We start from the raw sequence: 22,871 nt of genomic DNA, 5'->3' as shown, positions 1-22,871 counted from the left end.
TTACGCTGTACGGGCATCGATTCGGGTTTTGAGGAAGGCGTACGGCGGACATGGCGCAGCAGGAGACGGACGAGCAGATCAGCGTCGACGACGAAGGATTCGTCGTGGACACCGAGGACTGTGAGGCGCGTGAGGCCGGGTACCGCGAGCGTGGCACCTCCCGGCCGATCACGGTCGTCGGCAACCCGGTGCTCCACAAGGAGTGCAAGGACGTCACCGAGTTCGGCGACGAGCTGGCCCAGCTGATCGACGACATGTTCGCCAGCCAGAGGACGGCTGAGGGCGTGGGCCTGGCCGCCAACCAGATCGGCGTGGACCTCAAGGTCTTCGTCTACGACTGCCCCGACGACGACGGTGTGCGGCACGTGGGCGTCGTCTGCAACCCGGTGCTGGACGAGCTGCCGCCCGAGGAGCGCGTCCTCGACGACTCCAACGAGGGCTGCCTCTCCGTCCCGACGGCATACGCCTCGCTGGCCCGCCCGGACTACGCGGTGGTGCGCGGGCAGGACGCCAAGGGCAATCCGATCAAGGTCCGCGGCGACGGTTACTTCGCGCGCTGCCTTCAGCACGAGACGGACCACCTGTACGGCTACCTGTACATCGACCGGCTCTCGAAGCGCGACCGCAAGGACGCGCTGAGGCAGATGGCGGAGAACACGCCGCGCTACGAGATCGTGCCGAACGACTGACGTTCCGGATTCCACCGAGGGCAGGCCCGGTCCGGTCGGCGCCCAATTGCGGTATCCGGCGCCCCGGACATGGAAGGGCCCCGCGCGCCGGCGATCAGATGATCCGGCGGGCGGGGCCCCGTTCGGTGCGGCGTCGGGCGGGTTGCACCGTCGTCAGCCGGGTCGCATCGGGCGGATGGCGCCCTCAGCCGGACCTCGTCAGGCGGCGCGCGCCGTCAGCCGGGTCGCGCCCGTCGTCTGCACCGCGGCGCCGTCCGACGCCCGCTCCGTCAGATGCAGCTGCGAGATCGCGTTGCGCAGCGTCAGCGCACCCGCCCCGGTGTCCAGCTGCCAGCGCTGGGTACGCGCCGTCGTCGAGCAGTTCACGAGTGACAGTTCCGCCCCCACCTCCAGCGGCGCGCCCAGATACTTCTTGCCGCGCACCGCGTCCAGGCAGTGACCGTTCTCCGTGGACCGCACCGTGTAGTACCCGTCGGAGGTCGCCGTCAGCGCCCAGGAGGCCGCGCTGTTCCCGACCAGGGACACGCCCGCGTCCGCCGCGGGGGCCAGCGACTTCGCGCCCGTGGTCAGCCGGTACGTACCGTCGGCGAGCGGGGTGCGGTCGGTGTTCTCCCAACCGGGCGCGTGACCGATCCTCCGGGCGAGCGCCTCGAAACCGGCGTACGTCGGGCTCGGCTTCGGGCCGCCCCAGGTCGCCTGCGCCACGAAGCGCAGCGGCATGAAGACCTTCGTCTCCACCTCGTTCTCCGTCTCGGCCGCCGCACTGTCCGGCCACAGGCTGATCTTCGCGCCGGTGAGGTTCGCCGCCCCCTGGGCCAGCGTCTGACCCTCGAAGCGCAACGGCGTCCAGTCGCTCTCGTACAGCTTCTGGGTCTGCATCGTGAAGCCGCCGCGCACCAGGTAGAGGGAGTAGGCGGAGTTCATGACCGGCCGGCCCTCGGCGAGCAGCGAGGACGGCTGCTGGATGGAGCCGCCGCCCAGCCAGTGCTCGACGGTGATGTCACGGTCCAGCGGGACGACGGCGTTCTTGCCGACGAGCCCGTCGTTCCAGATCCGCAGCGATCTGCCGTCCGCCTTCACATGCGCGTTGACATGGTTGATGAAGTCGGTGAAGAGGTCGTCGGGGGTGGCCGACGCACCGAACTTCGCGCGTGCCGCGGCCTGCAGCTGGGGGTAGTCCGGGTAGGAGGAGCCGATCATGTACTCGTCGGCACCCATGTGCCAGTAGCGGCTGTCCCAGACCTTCAGCGCCTCGTCGACCATCGAGGTGTAGTACGCCAGTGCCTCGGGCCGCGAGATGTCGAGCCGGGGCGGGGAGGCGACGCCGTTCTGGTCCTTGAGCTGGAGCTCCGGGTGGTTCTCCAGGTAGGTGTCCATGTGGCCGGGGGAGTTGATCTCCGGCACGAGCTCGATGTGGTACTTCCTGGCCATCGCGACCAGCGTGCGGACCTGAGGCTTGGTGTAGTAGCCCCAGAACGCCGACGCCGGGTCGGTGTCGCTCCTGACCTTGGCCTCGATCCACAGCTGGTTGAGCTTCTGCGACGCCATGTCCTTCATCAGCCGCTCGAACCACTGTGTCGATATGTTGATGTAGCAGGCGCAGACCCCGACTCCGCGCTCGCGGTACGCGGGTACGTCGGTCGCCGAACCCCGCGCGGCGCGGCCGTCGTCGTTCAGCAGTTGGAGGACGGTCCGGGTGCCGTAGAACACGCCGGTGGAGGTCGCGGCGGTGACAGTGATGCGGGTGCCGACCGTGAGTCGGTAGCCTTCCGCGCCCAACACGCCCTTCTGGGACGGGTCCTGGCGCAGCACTATGTCCCCGGAACGGGCCGCGCGGCCCCGCGACACCGACGCCTTGCCGTTCAGTTCGCCGGCGAATCGGCGTGCGTCGGCGGCCGTACGACTGTCCCGCACCCCGTCCAGCACGATTCCGGCCCGATCGGTGAGCGTGAACTCGCCCTGACCGTCCTGCCACTCGCGGAGCGTGGGCAGCACCTCGGGCGGGGCCGCGGCGGCCGAGCCGCCCTCGGCCGCCGCGCTCTGCCAGGGCAGCAGCGCGGCGGCGAGCGCTGTCACCACGGCCCCGATGGTCCTTCGTCTTGCCATCCGCATGTTCATGCGCCCGACCCTTGCGGGAAGCGGGGCCCGTGGTCCATGGACTGATGCAGAAAATGGTTGGACGAATGATCGGAGGTCAGGTCCGATGTGGATCAGGCGGCTTCGGGGACGGACATCGGGCCACGGAACGTGCGGCGGTAGGAATTCGGAGTGGTTCCCAGGGATTTGACGAACTGATGGCGCAACGCGGCGGCGTTCCCGAAACCGGTCTGGCCGGCGATCGCATCCATCGTTTCATCGGAGGTCTCAAGCAAGTGCTGTGCCAGCAGGACTCGTTGCCGTAGCAGCCAACGGTACGGGGTGGTGCCCGTCTCCTGCTGGAAGCGGCGCGCGAAGGTGCGCGGCGACATGTGCGCCTGCGCGGCGAGCTGCTCGACGGTCATCTCCTGGTCGAGATGGCGCTCCATCCAGGCGAGCGTCCCGCCGACCGTGTCGCACGCGGTGCGCGGCAGCGGGCGCTTGATGTACTGCGCCTGGCCGCCGTCCCGGTGCGGCGGCACCACCATGCGGCGGGCGATGGCGTTGGCGACATCGGGGCCGTGCGCCTGACGGACCAGATGCAGACAGGCGTCGATCCCGGCGGCGGTGCCCGCCGAGGTGATGACCGGCCCCTCGTCCACGTACAGCACATCGGGCTCGACGACGGCCCGCGGGAAGCGGCGGGCCAGCTCGGCGGCGTGGCGCCAGTGGGTGGTGCAGCGGCGGCCGTCCAGCAGCCCGGCCGCGCCGAGGACGTACGCACCGGAGCAGACGCTCAGCACGCGCGCGCCGCGGTCCACCGCGCGGCGCAGTGCGTCCAGGACCTCCTCGGGGTACTCCCGGTCCATGAAGTGGCTGCCGGCCGGTACGGCGATGAGGTCGGCCTCCTCCAGCCGGTCGAGCCCGTGCGGTGTGCTGATGGTGAACCCGGCATGGGTTCGCAGCACCGGGCCTTCCGCGGAGACCACCGCGAAATCGTGGACCGGCAGACCCTCGTCGCTGCGGTCGAGGCCGAACACCTCGCACAGCACGCCGAGTTCGAAGGGGTGGACCTCGTCCAGCAGGAGAGCGGCGACATTCTTCAGCATGCCATCAGTGTGGCAGTAATTCGATGCTGTGTGGCAGTCCTGCCACTGCCGGAATGTGGCCGCACGGACGACAGTAGAGGCATGAACACATTCATGAACTTCCTGGCCATAGCGGCACTTTTCGCTCTCGTCCTGCTGCCCGCACTCATCGGGCTCGCACGGGAGCACCGGATCGACCGTGAGCTGCGTGCCGCAGAGCACGATCGGCGGGCGGAGCCCCCGGAAACGGCAGGCGCCGCGCGGCCGGTCACGGCCACGCGGCGCCCGTACCCCAGGGTCGGGGCCAGGGTCTAGAAGTCGTCGTCGAAGGCGACCGAGCCCTCCACCGCCACCTGGTACGCCGACGGGCGGCGCTCGAAGAAGTTCGTCAGCTCCTGAACACCCTGCAACTCCATGAACGAGAACGGGTTCTCGGAGCCGTAGACCGTCGGGAAGCCGAGCCGGGCGAGCCGCTGGTCGGCCACGCACTGCAGGTACTCGCGCATCGACTCGGTGTTCATGCCCGGCAGACCGTCGCCGCACAGGTCACGGCCGAACTGCAGCTCCGCGTCGACGGCCTCCTTCAGCATGTCGGTGACCTGCTGCTGGAGTTCGTCGTCGAAGAGGTCGGGCTCCTCCTTGCGGACGGTGTCCACGACCTCGAACGCGAAGTTCATGTGCATCGTTTCGTCACGGAAGACCCAGTTGGTCCCCGTGGCGAGACCGTGCAGCAGGCCGCGCGAGCGGAACCAGTAGACGTACGCGAACGCGCCGTAGAAGAACAGCCCCTCGATGCACGCCGCGAAGCAGATCAGGTTCAGCAGGAAGCGACGGCGGTCGGCCTTCGTCTCCAGCCGATCGATCTTCTCGACCCCCCCTTGCCCATCCAGGGCGGCCATCCACTTGAAGCAGAACTGCGCCTTCTCGCGGATGGACGGGATCTCCTCGACCGCGTCGAACGCTGCCGCGCGGTCGTCCGGGTCGGGCAGATACGTGTCGAGCAGCGTCAGATAGAACTGGACGTGCACGGCCTCCTCGAAGAGCTGCCGCGACAGATACAGCCGCGCCTCGGGGGAGTTGATGTGCTTGTACAGCGTCAGCACGAGGTTGTTCGACACGATCGAGTCGCCGGTCGCGAAGAACGCGACGAGCCGGCCGATCATGTGCTGCTCGCCGGGTGACAGCTTGGCGAGGTCGGCCACGTCGGAGTGGAGGTCGACCTCCTCGACCGTCCAGGTGTTCTTGATCGCATCACGGTAGCGCTCGTAGAAGTCGGGGTAGCGCATGGGCCGCAGGGTCAGTTCGAAGCCCGGGTCGAGCAGATTCTTCTCGGTGGTGCTCATTACTGGCAGGCCTCGCAGGACTCGGGGTTTTCGAGGGAGCAGGCGATCGCGTCCGCGTCGGGAGCCGCCGCCTGCTGCACGGGAATGGGGACGGCGGCCGCGGCCTGGCCCGATGCCGCGCGCGCGATCCGGGTCGCCGGGCGCGAGCGCAGGTAGTACGTCGTCTTCAGCCCCTGCTTCCAGGCGTACGCGTACATCGAGGAGAGCTTGCCGATCGTCGGCGTCTCCAGGAACAGGTTCAGCGACTGGCTCTGGTCGAGGAACGGCGTACGCGCCGCCGCCATGTCGATCAGTCCGCGCTGCGGGATCTCCCACGCCGTGCGGTACAACGCCCGCACGTCCTCCGGGATCCAGGCGAACCCCTGCACCGAGCCGCTCGCCTCGCGCAGCGCCTCACGGGTCCGTGCGTCCCACACGCCGAGCTTCTTCAGCTCATCCACCAGATAGGCGTTGACCTGGAGGAACTCGCCGCTGAGCGTCTCGCGCTTGAAGAGGTTGGAGACCTGCGGCTCGATGCACTCATACACCCCGGCGATCGAGGCGATCGTGGCGGTCGGTGCGATGGCCAGCAGCAGCGAGTTGCGCATACCGGTCTTCGCGATCCGGGCGCGCAGCGTGTCCCAGCGCTCCGGCCAGGTCAGCTCGGTGGCGTAGTGGTCGGGGTGCAGCACACCGCGGGCGGCGCGCGTCTCGGACCAGGCGGGCAGCGGACCGGACCGCTCGGCGAGGTCGCAGGACGCCTCGTACGCGGCGAGCATGATCCGCTCGGAGATCTTCGTGGAGAGTGCGCGGGCCTCGGGGGAGTCGAACGGCAGCCGCAGCTGGAAGAAGACGTCCTGGAGCCCCATCGCGCCCAGGCCCACCGGGCGCCAGCGGGCGTTGGACCGGCCGGCCTGCTCGGTCGGGTAGAAGTTGATGTCGACGACCCGGTCGAGGAACGTCACGGCGGTACGGACGGTGGAGTCCAGCCGCTCCCAGTCGATCTCACCGTCGGCCACGAACGCCCCGAGATTGACCGAACCGAGGTTGCAGACGGCCGTCTCGCCGTCGTCGGTGACTTCGAGGATCTCGGTGCACAGGTTCGACGAGTGGACGACGCGGCCCGGCTCGGCGGTCTGGTTCGCGGTCCGGTTGGAGGCGTCCTTGAAGGTCATCCAGCCCTGGCCGGTCTGCGCGAGGGTCCGCATCATCCGGCCGTACAGCTCACGCGCCGGCATCGACTTGCGGGCCAGGCCCTTGGCCTCGGCAGCCCGGTACGCGGTGTCGAACTCGTCGCCCCACAGGTCGACCAGCTCGGGCACGTCGGCGGGCGAGAACAGCGACCAGTCGCCGTCCGTGTCGACCCGGCGCATGAACTCGTCCGGGATCCAGTGCGCCAGGTTGAGGTTGTGCGTACGCCGCTGGTCCTCACCGGTGTTGTCGCGCAGCTCCAGGAACTCCTCGATGTCCGCGTGCCACGTCTCCAGGTAGACGGCGGCGGCGCCCTTGCGGCGGCCGCCCTGGTTCACCGCGGCGACCGAGGCGTCGAGTGTCTTCAGGAACGGCACGATGCCGTTGGAGTGCCCGTTGGTGCCGCGGATCAGTGAACCGCGGGCGCGGATCCGGGAGTAGGAGAGGCCGATGCCGCCCGCGTGCTTGGAGAGCCGTGCCACCTGGTGGTAGCGGTCGTAGATCGAGTCGAGCTCGTCCAGCGGCGAGTCCAGCAGATAGCAGGAGGACATCTGCGGGTGCCGGGTGCCGGAGTTGAAGAGTGTGGGGGAGGAAGGGAGGTAGTCGAGGCGGCTCATCAGGCCGTACAGCGAGGCGACCTCGTCCAGTGCGTGCGCCGAGTCGTCCTCGGCGAGACCGGCCGCGACCCGCAGCATGAAGTGCTGCGGCGTCTCGACGACCTGACGGGTGTGCGGGTGGCGCAGCAGATAGCGGCTGTGCAGCGTCCGCAGTCCGAAGTAGCCGAACCGGTCGTCGGCGCCGTCGGCGAGCGACTGCTCGACCAGCGCGTCGAGCCGGGCCGCGTGGAGCGCCACGAACGCGGCCGTGCGGTCCGCGATCAGACCCTCGCGGTGGCCGACGGCGACCGAGGCGGAGAAGGACACCGCGCCCTGACCGGCCGCCTCGTCCGCGATGTTGCGGGTGAGGAGGCGGGCGGCGAGCCGGGAGTACGCGGGGTCCTCGGAGATCAGACCCGCGGCGGCCTCGGTGGCCAGCGAACGCAGCTCTGCCTCGTCCGACCGGGCGTTGCGGCCGCGCAGCGCGGCGGCGGCGACGCGACCGGGGTCGGTGTCGGGCAGATCGACGGTGAGGTCGGTCAGGGTCCGCAGCAGTGCGGTCCCGGGTCCGTCGTTCGTGGTTCCCGTGGACTCGGCGACTGAAGCCGGATCGGCTGGCGCGATGGTCATGTGGTGCTCTCCCTCGCTCGGCTCGGGGCCGGGCGGGGAGCGGGGGCAGCCGGGCAGAGGCGTGCCCAGGAAAGGGGGCAGCACTCCGTGCGGCGTCCACCGGCCCATCCGCGAGGCCCGGACGTCTGGGCGTCCGGATCGGTCGAGCCGGACGCGCTGTCGGCAGGTCCTCGGACTTACAGGGTGCGCAAAAGTACACCGATCACACCGTTGCGGGACAGTTCCGGATTCACACCGGATTTCCCTGCGGCGACAGCGAGCACGAGCATACATGTGGGGGCCGCCCGTTGAGGCAGCCCCCACATGTTGTGTCGCTCGGGTTTCACAGGGTGAGGCTGTAGGTAAGCAGTTGGAGGCCTGGAATGGGGTACCAGTCGCGCTCCGGAGTCCGTACGAAGCCCAGGCGGCGGTAGATCCGGTGGGCGGCGAGCATGGTCGACTGCGTCGACAGGACGAGCCGCGCGACGCCGTCAGTACCCCGTGCGCGGTCGATACAGGCCCGTACGAGCGCCTCGCCCGCCCCGAGGCCACGCGCCTCCCGGGCGACGGCGAGCATCCGGAATTCGGCCTCGTCGGGGCCGGCGATGTCGGCCCACGGGTTGCCGGGCGGTGCGTATGTCACGCCGCCCAGTACCCGGCCGTCGGCACCGACCGCGACGAGCACGTCGGCCTCGGCGGCGCGGCGAGGCACGTCGCGGAGTTGTTCGAGATACGGGTCGTCGGCACCGAGGTCGAGCAGGCCGTCGTCGAGGTACGCGTATGCGGTGATCTCGCCGAGGAGGGGGAGTTCGGTGGGGTCGACGGGCCTGATCGATATGTCCATGGCGGAAGTGTGCCGTACGGGGGTGGGGCCCGGGGCAGCTGCCCGGGTGCGCCAGGGGTGCCGCTCCTGTCCGAAACCTGTGTGGCCCGGCCGGCGACGGATCCTTCCTCCGTCGTCGGCCGGGCCACATTTTTGACTGGCGTGCAGGCCTAGGGTCTCTTGTTCGGATCATGCCGGGCTAGCAGGGCCCGGCACGCACATCAGCCGCTCCCTCATCCGGCCTGATCCGAACGAAAGACCCTAGTTGGTCGACGGGCTCGTGTCGGGGGAGGCGGCCGGCTCAGGCCTGGCCAACGGGAGTTCGACCTTCACGCCCGGGTCGCCCGCGTCCGCCGTGTAGTCGGCCGGTGACGTCTCGTCGATCCCGGCCGGGGCCTTCACCGCGTTCAGGACGAACGTCAGCACCACCGTCACCACCACGTTCAGCACGAACGCAGTGAGGCCGATGTAGCCGATCTCGCCGATCCCCGGGATCTCCTTCGAGGAGCCGCCGAAGTGCGCCTGGGTCGGGCTCGCCACCCCGTACGCGGCGAGCGTGCCGTAGACCATGCCGACCGCCCAGCCGGCGAGCAGCGCCCAGCGGTGGAACCACCGGGTGAACAGGCCGCCGACCAGCGCCGGGAACGTCTGCAGGATCCAGATCCCGCCCAGCAGCTGGAAGTTGATCGCGACCGTCTTGTCCATCGTGAGGACGAAGACGAGCGCACCGACCTTCACCAGCAGCGACACCAGCTTGGAGACCTTCGTCTCCTGGGCCGGGGTCGCGTCGGGCTTCAGGAAGTCCTTGTAGATGTTCCGGGTGAAGAGGTTGGCTGCGGCGATCGACATGATTGCGGCGGGCACCAGCGCGCCGATACCGATCGCGGCGAACGCAACCCCGGCGAACCAGTCGGGGAACATGTTCTCGAACAGCTGCGGGATCGCCAGCTGCCCGTTCTGCACCTTGACCCCGGCGGCGATCGCCATGAAGCCGAGCAGCGCCAGCAGGCCCAGCATCAGCGAGTACAGCGGCAGGATGGTGGTGTTGCGCCGGATCACGTCACGGCTGCGGCTGGAGAGCGTCGCCGTGATCGAGTGCGGGTACATGAAGAGCGCGAGCGCCGAACCCAGGGCCAGAGTGGCGTAGCCCCATTGGCCCGTCTCGCCCGGTGCGAGCGCTCCGCGCGGGGCGCCGGTTGCCGGGTTCTTCTGCGAGAACGCCTCGCCGGCCTTGGCGAAGATGTCGTCGAAACCGCCCAGCTTGATCGGGATGTAGATGATCGCCACCGCGATGACCAGGTAGATCAGGCCGTCCTTGACGAACGCGATCAGCGCGGGGGCCCGCAGCCCGGAGGAGTACGTGTACGCGGCGAGCACCGCGAACGCGATCAGCAGCGGCAGGTCCTTGACGAACCAGTGCGTGGTCTCGCCGCCGCCGACGCCCATCACGTCCAGCACCGCCTGGATGCCGACGAGCTGGAGCGCGATGTACGGCATCGTGGCGAGGATGCCGGTGACGGCGACCGCCAGCGAGAGCCCCTTCGATCCGAAGCGGCCGCGGACGAAGTCCGAGGTGGTGACGTACCCGTGCTTGTGCGACACCGACCACAGCCGCGGCAGGAAGGTGAAGATCAGCGGGTACACGAGGATGGTGTACGGGACCGCGAAGAAGCCGGCCGCGCCCGCCGCGTAGATCGCGGCAGGGACGGCGACGAAGGTGTACGCGGTGTACAGGTCGCCGCCGAGCAGGAACCAGGTGACCCAGGTGCCGAACGACCGTCCGCCCAGCCCCCATTCGTCGAGGCTGGCCTCGTTCTCGGCCTTGCGCCAGCGCGCGGCCATGAAACCGATGACCGTGACGGCCAGGAAGAAGAAGATGAAGACGCCGAGCGCGACGCCGTTCACGCCGTCCTTCATGCGGAAGCACCCCCCTTGCGGGAGCGCTGGTCACGCTGCCACAGCTTGTACGCGACCATCGTGAGCGCGGTGGAGATCAACACCCAGAGCATCTGGTACCAGTAGAAGAACGGAATGCCGATGAAGGCCGGGTCCACCTTCGCGTACGAACTCACCCAGAGCATCGCCACGAACGGCGCGATGAGACAGAGGGCGATGACCACCCTCATGGGTGTGACCGTCGGTGGTTTCGTATCTGTTTCTTCTGGCATATGGCGACTCCGTCCCCTCGCTGACCACCTGTTGTAATGCGCAGGAAATCTAGGGGAGAGTTCCGGCCAGCGTCACCCCCTGTCCGCATTTCGGTCCGGCAACGGTGTGCCGGGGCCGGGGGAGAGGACGCTGTCCGGGGGTCCCACTCCTGATATTCCGTCCGCATTCGGGCAGTTGGCCGGTAGGAGCCGGGTCCCGTCGTCTCAGTCGGTCGGCCGCTTCAGACGCGCCACGAACTTGTATCGGTCGCCGCGGTACACCGACCGCACCCACTCCACCGGTTCGCCCTGTCCGTCCAGGGAATGACGGGACAGCATCAGCATCGGCAGGCCCACGTCCGTACCGAGCAGCCCGGCCTCGCGCGGGGTGGCGAGTGAGGTCTCGATGGTCTCCTCGGCCTCGGCCAGCCGTACGTCGTACACCTCGGCCAGCGCTGTGTACAGCGAGGTGTACTTCACGAGTGAACGGCGCAGTGCGGGGAAGCGTTTGGCCGACAGATGGGTGGTCTCGATCGCCATCGGTTCGCCGCTGGCCAGGCGCAGCCGCTCGATCCGCAGCACCCGGCCGCCGGTGGTGATGTCGAGCAGCCCGGCGAGGGTGTCGTCGGCCGTGACGTAGCCGATGTCCAGCAGCTGCGAGGTCGGCTCCAGCCCCTGGGCGCGCATGTCCTCCGTGTACGAGGTCAGTTGCAAGGCCTGCGAGACCTTCGGCTTGGCCACGAACGTGCCCTTGCCCTGGATGCGTTCCAGCCGGCCCTCGACGACCAGCTCCTGGAGCGCCTGGCGCACGGTCGTGCGCGAGGTGTCGAACTCGGCGGCCAGGGTCCGCTCCGGCGGCACGGGGGTGCCGGGCGGCATGGTGTCCGTCATGTCGAGGAGATGGCGCTTGAGGCGGTAGTACTTCGGCACGCGGGCGGTACGCGTGGCCGCACCGGTGCCCGAGCCCGTCTCGTTCTCCGAACTACCCCCGTCGGCACCCATCGCCCGCCTTCCCGACTGCTGCGCTGCTGCCGTCACCGGCTCCTCCATCTGTCGCGGCTCACATGGTGGCACGGTCCCGTCACGGCTCGTCGCCCTCCCTCAGGTGTCGGTCCTATAACGGACGCGAGTGCACTTCTTATACACCCTTGACACCCCTAAAGGTCTAGGCCAAGCTCCCGGTACTGGTCTAAACCATTAAAGACCAGGTCCCAGCCCCACGGGCAGTACCCGTCGTATGCGGTTGTGCGACGGACGGCGATCTCGGGTGGTGGGGGGAATTCTCTTGCATCCCTGAGGAGGGTGTCGTGAAGCGCGGACTCATCGCGGCCATTGGTGTCGTAGCTCTCATGGCCGGTGCCACTGCCTGTGGCTCGGACGACGGCAAGGGCGACAGTGGCAAGAAGACCGGCCCCGACAGCTACAAGGGCCAGACGCTGACCGTCTGGGCCATGGACGGCTCCACGCCTCCCGGCTGGACCAAGGACCTGACCGCGGCCTTCAAGAAGAAGACCGGCGCCACGCTGAAGTTCCAGACCCAGAAGTGGGACGGCATCCAGCAGAAGATCACGACGGCCCTCTCCGAGTCGACGCCGCCGGACGTCCTCGAGGTCGGCAACACCCAGACCCCCGCGTACGCGGCCACCGGTGGCCTCGCCGACCTGAGCGACGTCAAGCAGGAGATCGGCGGAGACTGGGTCGACGCGCTCAACAAGTCCTCGGTCTTCGACGGCAAGCAGTACGCCGCCCCGTGGTACTTCGCCAACCGCGTGGTCATCTACAACAAGAAGGTCTGGGCCGACGCCGGCATCAAGGACACCCCGAAGACGCGCGACGAGTTCTTCAAGGACCTCGACGCCATCAAGAAGAAGGGCAAGGCCGAGCCGATCTACATGCCCGGCCAGAACTGGTACTTCTTCGATGGCCTGACCATCGGTCAGGGAGCGGACCTCGTGAAGAAGGAAGGCGACAAGTACGTCTCCAACCTCTCCGACCCCAAGGTCGCCGCGGCCATGGAGCTCTACAAGAAGTACCAGTCCTACTCCAAGGCCCCCAAGGACAAGGACGAGGCGACCCCGCAGCAGGCCGAGGTCTTCGCCAAGGGCAACGTAGGTGCCTTCATCGGCATGGGCTGGGAGGCCGGCACGGCCATCGCGGCCAACAAGAAGATCGAGGGCGACATCGGCTACTTCACCATCCCGGGTGAGACCGCCGACAAGCCCGAGGGCGTCTTCCTCGGTGGCTCCAACTTCGCGGTCGCCGCGGGCAGCAAGAAGCAGGACCTCGCCAAGGAGTTCCTGAAGCTCGCCCTGTCCGACCAGTTCGAGGGCCAGCTGGCCAAGGAGAACGGCGTCATCCCGAACAAGGAGTCGCTCAACTCCAACCTGACCGGCAACGGCGCCGCCGAGGCCGCGGCCCCGGCCGCCGTCGGCGGTGGCACCACCCCGCTCATCCCCGAGTGGGCCGCTGTCGAGAACGCGCCGAACCCGATCAAGAGCTACATGACCGCGGTTCTGAACGGCAAGTCCCCGGCCGACGCGGCCAAGGCCGTCGAGTCGGAGATCAACAAGCGTCTCTCGCAGACGAGCTGACCGCACGCGCCGGGGGGCGGGCAACGACCGCCCCCCGGCGCTCCCGCGTGACTCGACCGTACGGCCCGAGAAGAGATGGCGAGCATGTCAGTGCAGACCGAACAAGTGGACTCGGTCCCGGCAGCCGGCGCCCGCAAGGACGACGCGCCTCCCGGCGGCCCGGCCGCATCGAGCAAGAAGCGGGTCGGTGGCCCGGCCCCGTACCTGCTCCTCCTGCCCGCACTGCTCGCCACAGCGGTGCTCCTGGGCTATCCGCTGGTCAAGAACGGCATGCTGTCGTTCCAGAACCTCAACCCGCGCCAGCTGATCCTCCATCTGACCGAGTGGAACGGCTTCGACAACTACAGCGAAGTCCTCGGCAGTTCGGAGTTCTGGAAGGTCGTCGAGCGTTCGATCTTCTTCACCGCCGCCAACGTTGTCCTGATCATGGTGCTCGGGACCCTGATCGGCCTGCTGCTCGCGCGCCTCGGCAAGAAGATGCGGCTGCTGCTCATGCTGGGCCTCGTGCTCGCCTGGGCCATGCCGCTCATCGCCGCGACCACGGTCTACCAGTGGCTGTTCGCCCAGCGCTTCGGTGTCGTCAACTATGTGCTCGACAGTCTCGGCTGGCACTCCATGGCCGACTACAACTGGACGAGCACCCAGTTCTCCACCTTCTCGCTGGTCACCCTGGTGATCGTCTGGATGTCCATCCCGTTCGTGGCGATCAACCTGTATGCCGCGTCGACGACGATCCCCAAGGAGCTGTACGAGGCCGCGTCGCTCGACGGCGCCGGAACCTGGAAGAGCTTCACCTCGGTGACGCTCCCGTTCCTCAAGCCGTTCCTGCTGGCCACCACGTTCCTCGAAGTCATCTGGGTCTTCAAGTCCTTCGCCCAGCTCTTCGCGATCAACGGCGGCGGCCCGGACCGGCTCACCGAGACCCTGCCCGTCTACGCCTTCGTCGAAGGTGTCGGCAACCAGCACTTCGGCAAGGGTTCGGCCATCTCGTTCCTGACGATCATCGTCCTGCTGGCGTTGACCGGCTACTACCTGCGCACCGTACTCAAGCAAGAGGAGGACGAGCTGTGAGGCGCTCACTGATCGGCCGGATCTGGCCCAACGCGACGGCAGTCGTCCTCTTCATAGCCTTCGCCTTCCCCGTCTACTGGATGTTCAGCACGGCCTTCAAGCCGACCGGCGACATCATCACCGACACCCCGGTGTGGTTCCCCACCGACATCACCTTCGACCACTTCGAGAAGGCCGTCGCCGCCGACCACTTCTGGACCCTGGTCCGCAACTCGTTCACCGTCACCGTGCTCTCCGTGGCCGCCTCGCTGCTGATCGCACTGCTGGCGTCCTTCGCGATGGCGCGCATGCGTTTCAAGGGCCGGCGCGGCATCCTGCTGACCTTCATGATCGCGCAGATGGCGCCGTGGGAAGTCATGGTCATCGCGATCTACATGCTGGTCCGCGACGCGGACATGCTGAACAGCCTGGTCCCGCTGACGATCTTCTACATGATGATGGTCCTGCCCTTCACCATCCTGACGCTGCGCGGCTACGTCGCCTCGGTGCCGAGGGAGCTGGAGGAGTCCGCGATGGTCGACGGCTGCACCCGCCCGCAGGCCTTCATGAAGGTGATCCTGCCGCTGCTCGGCCCCGGCCTGATGGCGACCTCGCTCTTCGGCTTCATCACCGCCTGGAACGAATTCCCGCTCGTCCTCATCCTCAACAAGGACATCGAGTCGCAGACCCTGCCGCTCTGGCTCTCCCAGTTCCAGACCGCGTTCGGTGACGACTGGGGGGCGACCATGGCCGCCTCCTCGCTCTTCGCCGTACCGATCCTGATCCTCTTCATCTACTTGCAGCGCAAGGCCGTCAGCGGTCTTACCGACGGCGCAGTGAAGGGATAACGCCGGCCCATGACCACCTTCACCTCCACCACGGACACCGTCACGCGCGACGCCCTCGCCGTCCTGCAGCCCGGGTTCAGCGGTACCACCGCCCCCGACTGGCTGCTGCGCCGCGTCGGTGAAGGCCTCTCCTCCGTCGGCCTGTTCGGCCGCAACATCGAGACGCCGGAACAGCTCGCCGCGCTCACCGCCCAGCTCAGGGCCGAGCGGGACGACGTGCTCGTCGCGATCGACGAGGAGGGCGGTGATGTCACCCGACTGGAGGTGCGTCATGGCTCGTCCTTCCCCGGCAACCTCGCCCTCGGGGCCGTCGACGACCCGGAGCTGACCCGCGCGGTCGCTCAGGAGCTCGGACGCCGGCTCGCCGAGTGCGGCGTCAACCTCAACTGGGCGCCGTCAGCCGACGTCAACTCGAACCCGGACAACCCGGTCATCGGCGTGCGGTCCTTCGGAGCCGACCCGCGCCTCGTCGCCCGGCACACCGCCGCGTACATCGAGGGCCTCCAGGCCGCCGGCGTCGCCGCCTGCACCAAACACTTCCCGGGACATGGCGACACCGCCGTCGACTCGCACCATGCGCTGCCCCGCATCGATGTGGACCTCGACACCCTGCACGCCCGTGAGCTGGTGCCTTTCCGGGCGGCGATCGCAGCGGGTTCCAAATCGGTGATGAGCGCGCATATCCTGCTGCCCGCGCTCGACCCGGACCGCCCGGCGACCCTGAGCCCGCAGATCCTCACGGGTCTGCTGCGCAACGAGTTGGGCTACGACGGCCTGATCGTCACCGACGGCATGGAGATGCAGGCCATCTCCGCGACGTACGGAATCGAGCGCGGCTCCGTCCTCGCGATCGCCGCGGGCGCCGACGCGATCTGTGTCGGCGGCGGGCTGGAGGACGAGGCCACCGTGCTGCGGCTGCGCGACGCGCTGGTCGCGGCGGTACGGACCGGCGAACTGCCCGAGGAGCGGCTGGCCGACGCGGCGGCACGGGTACGTGCCCTCGCGTCCTGGACGCAGCGGGCCCGGGGGGCTGTCCCGGAGCCGGGCGCGGCAACGCAGGAGGGGACCGCGCCCGGCACCGGTATCGCGTCCGACATCGGCCTGGTCGCTGCGCGTCGTGCGCTGCAGCTGACCGGCGCCGCCGATCCGCTCACCGAACCGGCGTATGTGGCCGCGTTCACCCCCGTCGCGAACATAGCGGTCGGTGACGAGACCCCGTGGGGTGTCGCGGCCGAACTGGCCCGGGTCCTGCCCGGCACCGCGACCGACACGTACAGCGGCGAGACCGAGGAGCCGGCTGCCTCGGTGATGCAGGCCGCGGGGGAGCGGCGCATCGTCGCGGTCGTCCGTGACGCCCACCGGCACGTGTGGATGCGCCAGGCACTCACCACGCTGCTGGCGGAGCGCCCCGACACGGTGGTGGTCGAGATGGGCGTACCGCAGGCGGAGCCGCGGGGAGCGCTGTACATAGCGACCCACGGAGCCGCACGGGTCTGCGGAGTCGCAGCAGCGGAAGCCATCACGGGCGCACCCCACCCGACCGCGTCCGACGACTGAGCCGGGCTCGTCCGGCGTTCGAGCAACACGGAAGGGCCGGGACACCGCCACGGTGTCCCGGCCCTTCCGTGTCCGGAGACCTAGATCCCCTGCCACCGCGGCTTCGCCGCATACGTGGCGCGGAAGTAGTCCGCCAGCTTCAGCTTCGACGCCGCCGCCTCGTCCACCACCACCGTCGCATGCGGATGCAGCTGCAGCGCCGACGCCGGGACGAACGACGCCACCGGCCCCTCGACCGTCTGCGCCACCGCCTCAGCCTTGCCCTCGCCCGTGGCCAGCAGGATCGGGTGGCGGGATTCCAGAATGGTGCCTATGCCCTGGGTGATGACGTGGTGCGGCACCTGGCTGATGTCGTTGTCGAAGAAGCGCGCGTTGTCGATCCGGGTCTGCTCGGTCAGCGTCTTGATCCGGGTGCGGGACGCGAGCGAGGAGCACGGCTCGTTGAAGCCGATGTGACCGTCGGTGCCGATGCCGAGCAGCTGCAGGTCCACCCCGCCGGCTGCGGCGAGCGCCTTGTCGTACGCCTCGCAGGCGGCCCGCACGTCCTCGGCGGATCCGTCGGGGCCCATGAAGGACGCCTCGGACAGGCCGAGCGGTTCGACGACCTCGCGCAGCACCACCGAGCGGTACGACTCGGGGTGGCCGGCCGGCAGTCCGACGTACTCGTCGAGCTGGCAGATACGGGCGCGCGAGGCGTCCACCTCGCCGGAGCGGACCTTGGCGGTCAGTGCCTGGTAGATGGGCAGCGGGGTCGAACCGGTGGCAACGCCTAGAAGTGCGTCGGGCTTGCGGCTGAGCAGGGCGCCGATGGCCCCCGCGATGAGCTCGCCGCCTGCCTTGGCGTCCGGGACGATGACAACTTCCACGCGGGGCCTGCCGATCTGAGGAGGTGATGACGTGTGGTATAGACCAATCGAGATCTAATCTAGCAGAGCTGGACCACCCTGCGGTGACGTCCGGATGCCGTTCGTGCGCTGTCCGGCCGCGGCCCGCTGGCGGCCCACGGCTTTCCCGTGGTCGACTTGGTCGGACCGCCGCTCCGGACGCACCGAGACACCTCTGGGAGGCACCCGACATGTCCGCCACGTTTCCGGCCGAAGAGGGCGAGCGGCCGGGCCGCATCATGTCCGGCGAGATGGCCGAGCAGCCCGGGGTGCTGCGCCGCATCCTCGACCGGGGAGCCCCGGAGATCCGGGCGGTGGCCGCCGAGATCGCGGCGAAGAACCCCCGCTTCGTACTCCTCACCGCCCGCGGTACGTCGGACAACGCGGCGCTCTACGCCAAGTACCTGCTGGAGATCCGGCTCGGCCTGCCCTGCGGTCTGGCGTCGATGTCGACCACCACGGCGTACGGCGCCAAGCCGGACCTGCGGGATGTCCTCGTCATCACCGTCAGCCAGTCCGGCGGCTCGCCCGACCTGGTGGCCTCCACCCGGGCGGCCCGAGAGGCCGGCGCGATCACCCTGGCCGTCACCAACAACCCGGACTCGCCGCTCGCCGCCGTCTCCGAGCACCACATCGACATCCTGGCGGGCCCGGAGAAGGCCCTCCCGGCCACCAAGACGTACACCGCCTCCCTGCTGTCCCTCTACCTCTTCGTCGAGGGGCTGCGCGGCGGGGACGGCGCCGCCGCCGCGATCCTGCCGGAGCTGGCCGAAGCGGTTCTGGCCCGCAAGGACGAGATCAAGGGCCTGGCGTCGCGTTATCGCTTCGCCGAGCGCATGGTCATCACCTCGCGCGGCTACGGTTACCCCACGGCCAAGGAAGCCGCCCTGAAGCTGATGGAGACGAGCTACATCCCCGCTCTCTCCTACTCCGGCGCCGATCTGCTGCACGGCCCGCTCGCCATGGTCGACAACATCTCCCCGGTGATCGCCGTGGTCACCGACGGCCGGGGCGGCGAGGCCCTCCAACCGGTCCTGGACCGGCTGCGCGGCCGTGGCGCGGACCTCTTCGTGGTCGGCCCGAAGGCCCAGGTGGAAGCGGCGTCCGCGGGCTTCGTGCTGCCGACTGCCGGGGTCGCCGAGGAGGTCCAGCCGATCCTGGAGATCCTGCCGCTGCAATTGCTGGCGTACGAGGTGACGATCGCCCGCGGCCAGGACCCGGATGCGCCCCGCGCACTGGCCAAGGTCACCGAGACCCGCTGAACACGGGGCAGGCCGCAGAAACACCCGCGGGCCGCGGCGCCGGGACGGGACCCTCAGCCCGTCCGGCACCGCAGCCCGGAGTTGCTCGGCCGGCGGTGTGCGGTGCCCCCGGCCGGGGAGAGGTGCCGTCGCAGTCAGGGCAGAGAGCGAGGCCACCTCGATCCACTCTCCTGTGCGGGGAGAGCGGAAGCTGTGTCTTGAGCATTGTGGACTAGACCATTCGCCTGTGTCCATCCATCGGAGCGCGGCAATTTCCGGCCCCTTCCGCCCTTGCACGTATAGGCCGGTCGTTCGGTTCGGAACCAGTGCGTATCCACAGGTACGCTCGCACACGTGCCCTCCATGAACGACCTCGTCCGCCAGCACACAGCCCTGAGTGACACCGACCTCGAGTGGCTGCATCTGCTGGTCTCGGAGTGGCAGCTGCTCTCCGACCTGTCCTTCGCCGACCTGGTCCTCTGGGTCCCCACCCGCGACGGAACCCGCTATGTGTCGGTCGCCCAGATGCGGCCCAACACCGGTCCCACCTCCTACCAGGACGACATGGTGGGCCACCTGGTGCCGCGCGGCCGCCGCCCGCTGCTGGACGCGGCGCTGGACGAGGGCCGGATCGTGCGCGAGGGCGACCCGGAGTGGCGCGAGGAGGTGCCGGTACGGGTCGAGTCCATCCCCGTACGCCGTGAGGGCAGGGTCCTCGGGGTCATCGCCCGGAACACCAACCTCCTGACCGTCCGGACCCCGTCCCGACTGGAGCTCACCTACCTCCAGTCGGCCTCGGACCTGGCCCAGATGATCGCTGCCGGATCCTTCCCGTTCCCCGGCCAGCAGGTCGACATGGATGCGTCGCCGCGCGTCGGCGACGGGTTGATCAGGCTCGATGCCGACGGCGTCGTCCAGTACGCCAGCCCCAACGGACTCTCCGCGTACCATCGCCTCGGTCTCGCCTCCGACCTGGTCGGACACCACCTCGGCAAGACCACCGCCGAGCTCGCCCCGTCCCGCGGTCCGGTGGACGAGGCCCTGGTCAAGGTCGCCAGCGGATACGCGCCGCGCGAGTTCGAGGTCGAGTGCGCGGGCGGCGTGATCCAGCTCCGGGCGATCCCGCTGAAGCCCAAGGGCATCCGTATCGGCTCCCTGGTCCTGCTCCGCGACGTGACCGAACTGCGCCGCCGCGAGCGTGAGTTGATCACGAAGGACGCCACCATCCGGGAGATCCACCACCGGGTGAAGAACAACCTCCAGACCGTGGCCGCCCTGTTGCGTCTGCAGGCCCGCCGGATGGACTCCGAGCAGGGCCGCGAGGCCCTCAACGAGGCGGTACGGCGCGTCGGTTCGATCGCCATCGTCCATGAGACGCTGTCCCAGAATCTGGACGAGCGGGTCGAGTTCGATGAGATCGCCGACCGGGTCATCGCGATGGTGGCCGAGATCTCGCCGGGCAAGGTCACCTGCCGTCGCACGGGCCGTTTCGGCATCCTCGACGCGGAAGTGGCCACTCCGCTGGCCATGGTGCTCACCGAGGTGCTGCAGAACGCCCTGGAGCACGCGTTCACCGTCGCCCAGACCGGCACTGTGGAGGTCTCCGCGGTGCGCGGCGGCTCCCCGGCCGAGGGTCGGTTGCTGATCACCGTCCAGGACGACGGGTGCGGGCTGCCCGAGGGGTTCGACCCGCAGCGCGCCGGCAACCTGGGGCTGCAGATCGTAAGGACGCTGGTGGAGGGCGAGTTGAGCGGATCGTTCGGCATGGTCCCGGCTCCCGGGCGCGGCACCCAGGTGGTCCTCGACATCCCGGTCAGCGCGGAGAAGTAGCCGCAACTGTTCCCCGGGGGGAACAGCAGTGAGCCCGGACCGTTGTTGGCGGTCCGGGCTCACTGGTCATGCGTGCGCTTCGGGGGTACTGCGCGCTGCGACTCGGGGGGCGGGGTGGTGCGTACGCTCTGTACGCGCCGCCTGACTGAGGCTCGTAGCGGTGGCGTCGGATCAGGCGCTGGCGTTACGCGCCCGGTTGCGAGCGGCGCGGCGCTTCATTGCGCGGCGCTCGTCCTCACTGAGGCCACCCCAGACGCCGGAGTCCTGGCCGGACTCGAGCGCCCACTGCAGGCACTGCTCCATGACGGGGCAGCGACGGCAGACGGCCTTGGCTTCCTCGATCTGCAGCAGCGCAGGACCGGTGTTGCCGATGGGGAAGAACAGCTCGGGGTCTTCCTCACGACAAACGGCGTTGTGACGCCAGTCCATGGCTGCTACCTCTCCTTGGTATTGCATACTGTGGCTTGTGAATGTGAACGCTTTCACGAATCCCCCCACAGATGACGGGCCGACGCCCAGATGAACTGGTTGTGGTCCTGTGCAGTGAGGAGGGGTTCTGGCTCTCAGTGGAGGCCGTTGTTGCGGGCCGTCCCGATCGCCATGTAGAGATTCGCAAACCTCGGCGGCGGATACAACCCCTTCCGGAAACTTTTTTTTGATTCCTCGGTGTCGGCTAGGTCACAGCCGTACTTCTATGGGGTGGAGGCCAGTCCAAACGTTCGAGTTAAAGGACTTTGGGTCCTTCCGCTCACACAATCACACGCAGTGCACGGCGTACGCCTGTGAACGCGACACTGGTACGCAGGCCCAGGTGGTCACCGTCCATCTGGAACGGCAGCGGAACCTTTGAATGCAAGGTGAAGTCCGTGAGGTCGTGAAGTGAAACAGCGTGCTTGCCGTGCGGACCCTTCTCGGGGCTCGAAGTGAGCAGCTGGGTGCCGTACCGGGCGACCGCGGGGGTGGAGAGGCGCTTCAGTCCGAGGACATCCAGGGCAGTGTCGAACGAGGCCCTCGGGGATGCGTACATCGGACGATTCCCCAGGTAGGTCCAGGGGGCCGTGTTCGAGATTATGGACAGCGCGAGATCGGTGACCGGGGCCGCGCCGGGGGCTTCCAGCGTGATCGTTCCGTGCCGCCGGTGCGGTTCGTCCAGGAACTGCCGAACCACCTGACGTACGTACAGCGCATGCGTCGACCGTTTGCCGCGTTCGCGCTTCTGTTCGACCCGGCCGACCACGCCCGCGTCGAAACCGAGACCGGCACAGAAAGTGAACCAGCGCTCGGGGACCGACTCGTCCTCGGTGCCGGGCGTGCCGGCCGCCAGTCCCAGGCCGACCGTGCGTTCGGTCCGGTTGGCCAGCGCATCCAGGATCGCGCCGGTCGCCTCCACCGCGTCGTTGGGCAGACCCAGGGCGCGCGCGAAGACATTGGTGGAGCCACCGGGCACCACGGCGAGGCTCGGCAGGTTGTCGATGTCGGGACCGTTGTGGAGCAGACCGTTCACGACTTCGTTGACCGTGCCGTCGCCGCCGAGGGCCACGACGAGATCGATGTCGTCGGAGTCGGCGGCCCGCCGCCCCAGGTCCCTGGCGTGCCCGCGGTACTCCGTGGTCACCGCCTCCAGCTTCATCTCGCTGGCCAGTGCATGGATGAGCACGTCACGGGTCCGCGCACTGGTGGTGGTAGCAGCTGGATTGACCACAAGGAGTGCGCGCATGACGGCCAGACTACCTACCGCGTGGTTTCGGACAGAAGTCCTCACCCGTTGCCTTCACGTTCGGTGACGGACCGGGTGCGGTGGGCTGGACCGCGGCGCTCCGATCCGGACCCCGGCTTCGCTTTCGCGGCGCCGGGATGCCAACCTGCAAGGGTGAGTACTCAGCAGAACACGCCGCCCTCGTCGCCCATGGCCGAGCCGACGAAGCCGGCCAGGATCGCCCTCGTGGCCGGACTCAACGCCTTCGAAGGGGCGGCGCTCGCACTTGGCGGGGTCTACATGCTGGTCATGGGCCTGCTCGGCCGGCCGGACAGTCCGGAGCAGGCGGAGATGGGCGGCCTCACGCTGATCGTGCTCGGCCTGATCCCGCTCCTTGCCGCGCGAGGGCTGTTGCTGCGGCGCAGCTGGAGCCGGGGCCCGGCGTTGATCACGCAGCTCATGGCGTTGCCGGTGGCCTGGACGCTGCTGCGTTCCCACGGGGCGCTGATCCCGGCGGGAATCGTCCTCGCCGCGGTGGCGCTGACCGCGCTGGTGCAGCTGTTCAGGCCGGTGACGAGGGAAGCGCTGGGCATCCGGGGTCCGCGCGCGACGCCGGAGGCGTAACGCGCGACG

The 22,871-nt window shown here is 68.7% G+C and carries 20 protein-coding genes and 1 riboswitch; of the genes, 9 read left to right on the top strand and 11 right to left on the bottom strand.

Features of this window, described 5'->3' with window-relative positions:
* Positions 1 to 50: 50 nt before the first annotated feature.
* Positions 51 to 689 carry a peptide deformylase gene (gene def, locus ACIA8E_RS02215; RefSeq protein ID WP_399293262.1) on the top strand — a complete coding sequence of 213 codons (639 nt, stop codon included), beginning with the start codon at positions 51 to 53 and terminating at the stop codon, positions 687 to 689.
* 198 nt (positions 690 to 887) lie between these two features.
* On the opposite strand, the gene ACIA8E_RS02210 is transcribed toward def, so the two are convergent.
* The gene (locus tag ACIA8E_RS02210) at positions 888 to 2,795 is read right to left on the bottom strand and encodes a family 20 glycosylhydrolase (protein WP_399293259.1); all 1,908 of its coding nucleotides are present in this window, start codon (positions 2,793 to 2,795) and stop codon (positions 888 to 890) included.
* Positions 2,796 to 2,899: 104 nt separating this feature from the next.
* On the bottom strand, positions 2,900 to 3,874 hold the full coding sequence (locus ACIA8E_RS02205) for a GlxA family transcriptional regulator (RefSeq protein ID WP_399293256.1): 975 nt from the start codon (positions 3,872 to 3,874) through the stop codon (positions 2,900 to 2,902).
* Positions 3,875 to 3,955: 81 nt separating this feature from the next.
* Here ACIA8E_RS02205 and ACIA8E_RS02200 point away from each other — a divergent pair, with 81 nt between their 5' ends.
* The gene (locus ACIA8E_RS02200; RefSeq protein WP_399293253.1) at positions 3,956 to 4,168 is read left to right on the top strand and encodes a hypothetical protein; all 213 of its coding nucleotides are present in this window, start codon (positions 3,956 to 3,958) and stop codon (positions 4,166 to 4,168) included.
* Here the strand turns inward: ACIA8E_RS02200 and ACIA8E_RS02195 are convergent.
* The 6 genes from ACIA8E_RS02195 to ACIA8E_RS02170 form a co-directional block, all read right to left on the bottom strand.
* The gene (locus ACIA8E_RS02195; protein ID WP_399293250.1) at positions 4,165 to 5,196 is read right to left on the bottom strand and encodes a ribonucleotide-diphosphate reductase subunit beta; all 1,032 of its coding nucleotides are present in this window, start codon (positions 5,194 to 5,196) and stop codon (positions 4,165 to 4,167) included. The genes ACIA8E_RS02200 and ACIA8E_RS02195 overlap by 4 nt on opposite strands.
* On the bottom strand, positions 5,196 to 7,592 hold the full coding sequence (locus ACIA8E_RS02190) for a ribonucleoside-diphosphate reductase subunit alpha (RefSeq protein WP_399293248.1): 2,397 nt from the start codon (positions 7,590 to 7,592) through the stop codon (positions 5,196 to 5,198). Before ACIA8E_RS02190 ends, ACIA8E_RS02195 begins: the two co-directional genes overlap by 1 nt.
* A 143-nt stretch (positions 7,593 to 7,735) precedes the next feature.
* Positions 7,736 to 7,874, bottom strand: a riboswitch (cobalamin riboswitch).
* Positions 7,875 to 7,914: 40 nt separating this feature from the next.
* Positions 7,915 to 8,415 carry a GNAT family N-acetyltransferase gene (locus tag ACIA8E_RS02185; protein WP_399293246.1) on the bottom strand — a complete coding sequence of 167 codons (501 nt, stop codon included), beginning with the start codon at positions 8,413 to 8,415 and terminating at the stop codon, positions 7,915 to 7,917.
* 240 nt (positions 8,416 to 8,655) lie between these two features.
* A complete protein-coding gene (gene mctP / locus ACIA8E_RS02180) occupies positions 8,656 to 10,311 on the bottom strand; it encodes a monocarboxylate uptake permease MctP (protein ID WP_399293244.1) in 1,656 nt (551 codons plus the stop codon).
* The gene (locus ACIA8E_RS02175) at positions 10,308 to 10,520 is read right to left on the bottom strand and encodes a DUF3311 domain-containing protein (RefSeq protein WP_399293242.1); all 213 of its coding nucleotides are present in this window, start codon (positions 10,518 to 10,520) and stop codon (positions 10,308 to 10,310) included. The genes mctP and ACIA8E_RS02175 overlap by 4 nt, the downstream gene beginning before the upstream one ends.
* Positions 10,521 to 10,766: 246 nt before the next feature.
* Complete coding sequence (locus tag ACIA8E_RS02170) at positions 10,767 to 11,543, bottom strand: GntR family transcriptional regulator (protein ID WP_399293805.1); 777 nt, start codon at positions 11,541 to 11,543, stop codon at positions 10,767 to 10,769.
* 305 nt (positions 11,544 to 11,848) lie between these two features.
* On the opposite strand from ACIA8E_RS02170, the gene ACIA8E_RS02165 reads away from it, so the two are divergent.
* From ACIA8E_RS02165 to ACIA8E_RS02150, 4 genes are all read left to right on the top strand, one after another.
* Entirely contained in the window at positions 11,849 to 13,132 is a 1,284-nt protein-coding gene (locus ACIA8E_RS02165) for an extracellular solute-binding protein (protein WP_399293240.1), read from the top strand.
* 84 nt (positions 13,133 to 13,216) lie between these two features.
* A complete protein-coding gene (locus tag ACIA8E_RS02160) occupies positions 13,217 to 14,203 on the top strand; it encodes a carbohydrate ABC transporter permease (protein WP_399293238.1) in 987 nt (328 codons plus the stop codon).
* Positions 14,200 to 15,030 (top strand): carbohydrate ABC transporter permease, encoded by an 831-nt coding sequence (locus ACIA8E_RS02155; RefSeq protein WP_399293236.1) that lies wholly within the window; start codon positions 14,200 to 14,202, stop codon positions 15,028 to 15,030. The genes ACIA8E_RS02160 and ACIA8E_RS02155 overlap by 4 nt, the downstream gene beginning before the upstream one ends.
* A gap of 9 nt (positions 15,031 to 15,039) precedes the next feature.
* Complete coding sequence (locus ACIA8E_RS02150; RefSeq protein ID WP_399293235.1) at positions 15,040 to 16,587, top strand: glycoside hydrolase family 3 protein; 1,548 nt, start codon at positions 15,040 to 15,042, stop codon at positions 16,585 to 16,587.
* 80 nt (positions 16,588 to 16,667) lie between these two features.
* On the opposite strand, the gene nagB is transcribed toward ACIA8E_RS02150, so the two are convergent.
* Positions 16,668 to 17,453 (bottom strand): glucosamine-6-phosphate deaminase, encoded by a 786-nt coding sequence (nagB, locus tag ACIA8E_RS02145; RefSeq protein ID WP_399293234.1) that lies wholly within the window; start codon positions 17,451 to 17,453, stop codon positions 16,668 to 16,670.
* A 209-nt stretch (positions 17,454 to 17,662) separates the two neighbouring features.
* Here nagB and ACIA8E_RS02140 point away from each other — a divergent pair, with 209 nt between their 5' ends.
* Both ACIA8E_RS02140 and ACIA8E_RS02135 read left to right on the top strand, forming a co-directional pair.
* Positions 17,663 to 18,733 carry an SIS domain-containing protein gene (locus ACIA8E_RS02140; RefSeq protein ID WP_093772646.1) on the top strand — a complete coding sequence of 357 codons (1,071 nt, stop codon included), beginning with the start codon at positions 17,663 to 17,665 and terminating at the stop codon, positions 18,731 to 18,733.
* Between the two features lie 342 nt (positions 18,734 to 19,075).
* A complete protein-coding gene (locus ACIA8E_RS02135) occupies positions 19,076 to 20,542 on the top strand; it encodes a sensor histidine kinase (protein ID WP_399293802.1) in 1,467 nt (488 codons plus the stop codon).
* A gap of 171 nt (positions 20,543 to 20,713) precedes the next feature.
* Here ACIA8E_RS02135 and ACIA8E_RS02130 read toward each other — a convergent pair whose 3' ends face one another.
* Positions 20,714 to 20,971 carry a WhiB family transcriptional regulator gene (locus tag ACIA8E_RS02130; protein ID WP_003953983.1) on the bottom strand — a complete coding sequence of 86 codons (258 nt, stop codon included), beginning with the start codon at positions 20,969 to 20,971 and terminating at the stop codon, positions 20,714 to 20,716.
* Positions 20,972 to 21,290: 319 nt separating this feature from the next.
* Positions 21,291 to 22,259 carry a diacylglycerol/lipid kinase family protein gene (locus tag ACIA8E_RS02125; protein WP_399293233.1) on the bottom strand — a complete coding sequence of 323 codons (969 nt, stop codon included), beginning with the start codon at positions 22,257 to 22,259 and terminating at the stop codon, positions 21,291 to 21,293.
* 189 nt (positions 22,260 to 22,448) lie between these two features.
* Here ACIA8E_RS02125 and ACIA8E_RS02120 point away from each other — a divergent pair, with 189 nt between their 5' ends.
* Positions 22,449 to 22,862, top strand: a complete 414-nt coding sequence (locus tag ACIA8E_RS02120) for a hypothetical protein (protein ID WP_399293800.1) — start codon at positions 22,449 to 22,451, stop codon at positions 22,860 to 22,862.
* Positions 22,863 to 22,871: the final 9 nt, after the last annotated feature.

The organism is Streptomyces sp. NPDC051664 (genome assembly GCF_044453545.1).
In the GTDB taxonomy this organism is placed as follows: Bacteria; Actinomycetota; Actinomycetes; order Streptomycetales; family Streptomycetaceae; genus Streptomyces.
This window is presented reverse-complemented; position numbering and strand designations above follow the sequence as displayed.

Coding starts and splice junctions, on each gene's coding strand:
- def (WP_399293262.1), top strand. CDS start 51: ATGGCGCAGCAGGAGACGGACGAGCAGATCAGCGTCGACGACGAAGGA.
- ACIA8E_RS02210 (WP_399293259.1), bottom strand. CDS start 2,795: ATGGCAAGACGAAGGACCATCGGGGCCGTGGTGACAGCGCTCGCCGCC.
- ACIA8E_RS02205 (WP_399293256.1), bottom strand. CDS start 3,874: ATGCTGAAGAATGTCGCCGCTCTCCTGCTGGACGAGGTCCACCCCTTC.
- ACIA8E_RS02200 (WP_399293253.1), top strand. CDS start 3,956: ATGAACACATTCATGAACTTCCTGGCCATAGCGGCACTTTTCGCTCTC.
- ACIA8E_RS02195 (WP_399293250.1), bottom strand. CDS start 5,196: ATGAGCACCACCGAGAAGAATCTGCTCGACCCGGGCTTCGAACTGACC.
- ACIA8E_RS02190 (WP_399293248.1), bottom strand. CDS start 7,592: ATGACCATCGCGCCAGCCGATCCGGCTTCAGTCGCCGAGTCCACGGGA.
- ACIA8E_RS02185 (WP_399293246.1), bottom strand. CDS start 8,415: ATGGACATATCGATCAGGCCCGTCGACCCCACCGAACTCCCCCTCCTC.
- mctP (WP_399293244.1), bottom strand. CDS start 10,311: ATGAAGGACGGCGTGAACGGCGTCGCGCTCGGCGTCTTCATCTTCTTC.
- ACIA8E_RS02175 (WP_399293242.1), bottom strand. CDS start 10,520: ATGAGGGTGGTCATCGCCCTCTGTCTCATCGCGCCGTTCGTGGCGATG.
- ACIA8E_RS02170 (WP_399293805.1), bottom strand. CDS start 11,543: ATGGGTGCCGACGGGGGTAGTTCGGAGAACGAGACGGGCTCGGGCACC.
- ACIA8E_RS02160 (WP_399293238.1), top strand. CDS start 13,217: ATGTCAGTGCAGACCGAACAAGTGGACTCGGTCCCGGCAGCCGGCGCC.
- ACIA8E_RS02150 (WP_399293235.1), top strand. CDS start 15,040: ATGACCACCTTCACCTCCACCACGGACACCGTCACGCGCGACGCCCTC.
- ACIA8E_RS02140 (WP_093772646.1), top strand. CDS start 17,663: ATGTCCGCCACGTTTCCGGCCGAAGAGGGCGAGCGGCCGGGCCGCATC.
- ACIA8E_RS02135 (WP_399293802.1), top strand. CDS start 19,076: ATGAACGACCTCGTCCGCCAGCACACAGCCCTGAGTGACACCGACCTC.
- ACIA8E_RS02130 (WP_003953983.1), bottom strand. CDS start 20,971: ATGGACTGGCGTCACAACGCCGTTTGTCGTGAGGAAGACCCCGAGCTG.
- ACIA8E_RS02125 (WP_399293233.1), bottom strand. CDS start 22,259: ATGCGCGCACTCCTTGTGGTCAATCCAGCTGCTACCACCACCAGTGCG.
- ACIA8E_RS02120 (WP_399293800.1), top strand. CDS start 22,449: ATGGCCGAGCCGACGAAGCCGGCCAGGATCGCCCTCGTGGCCGGACTC.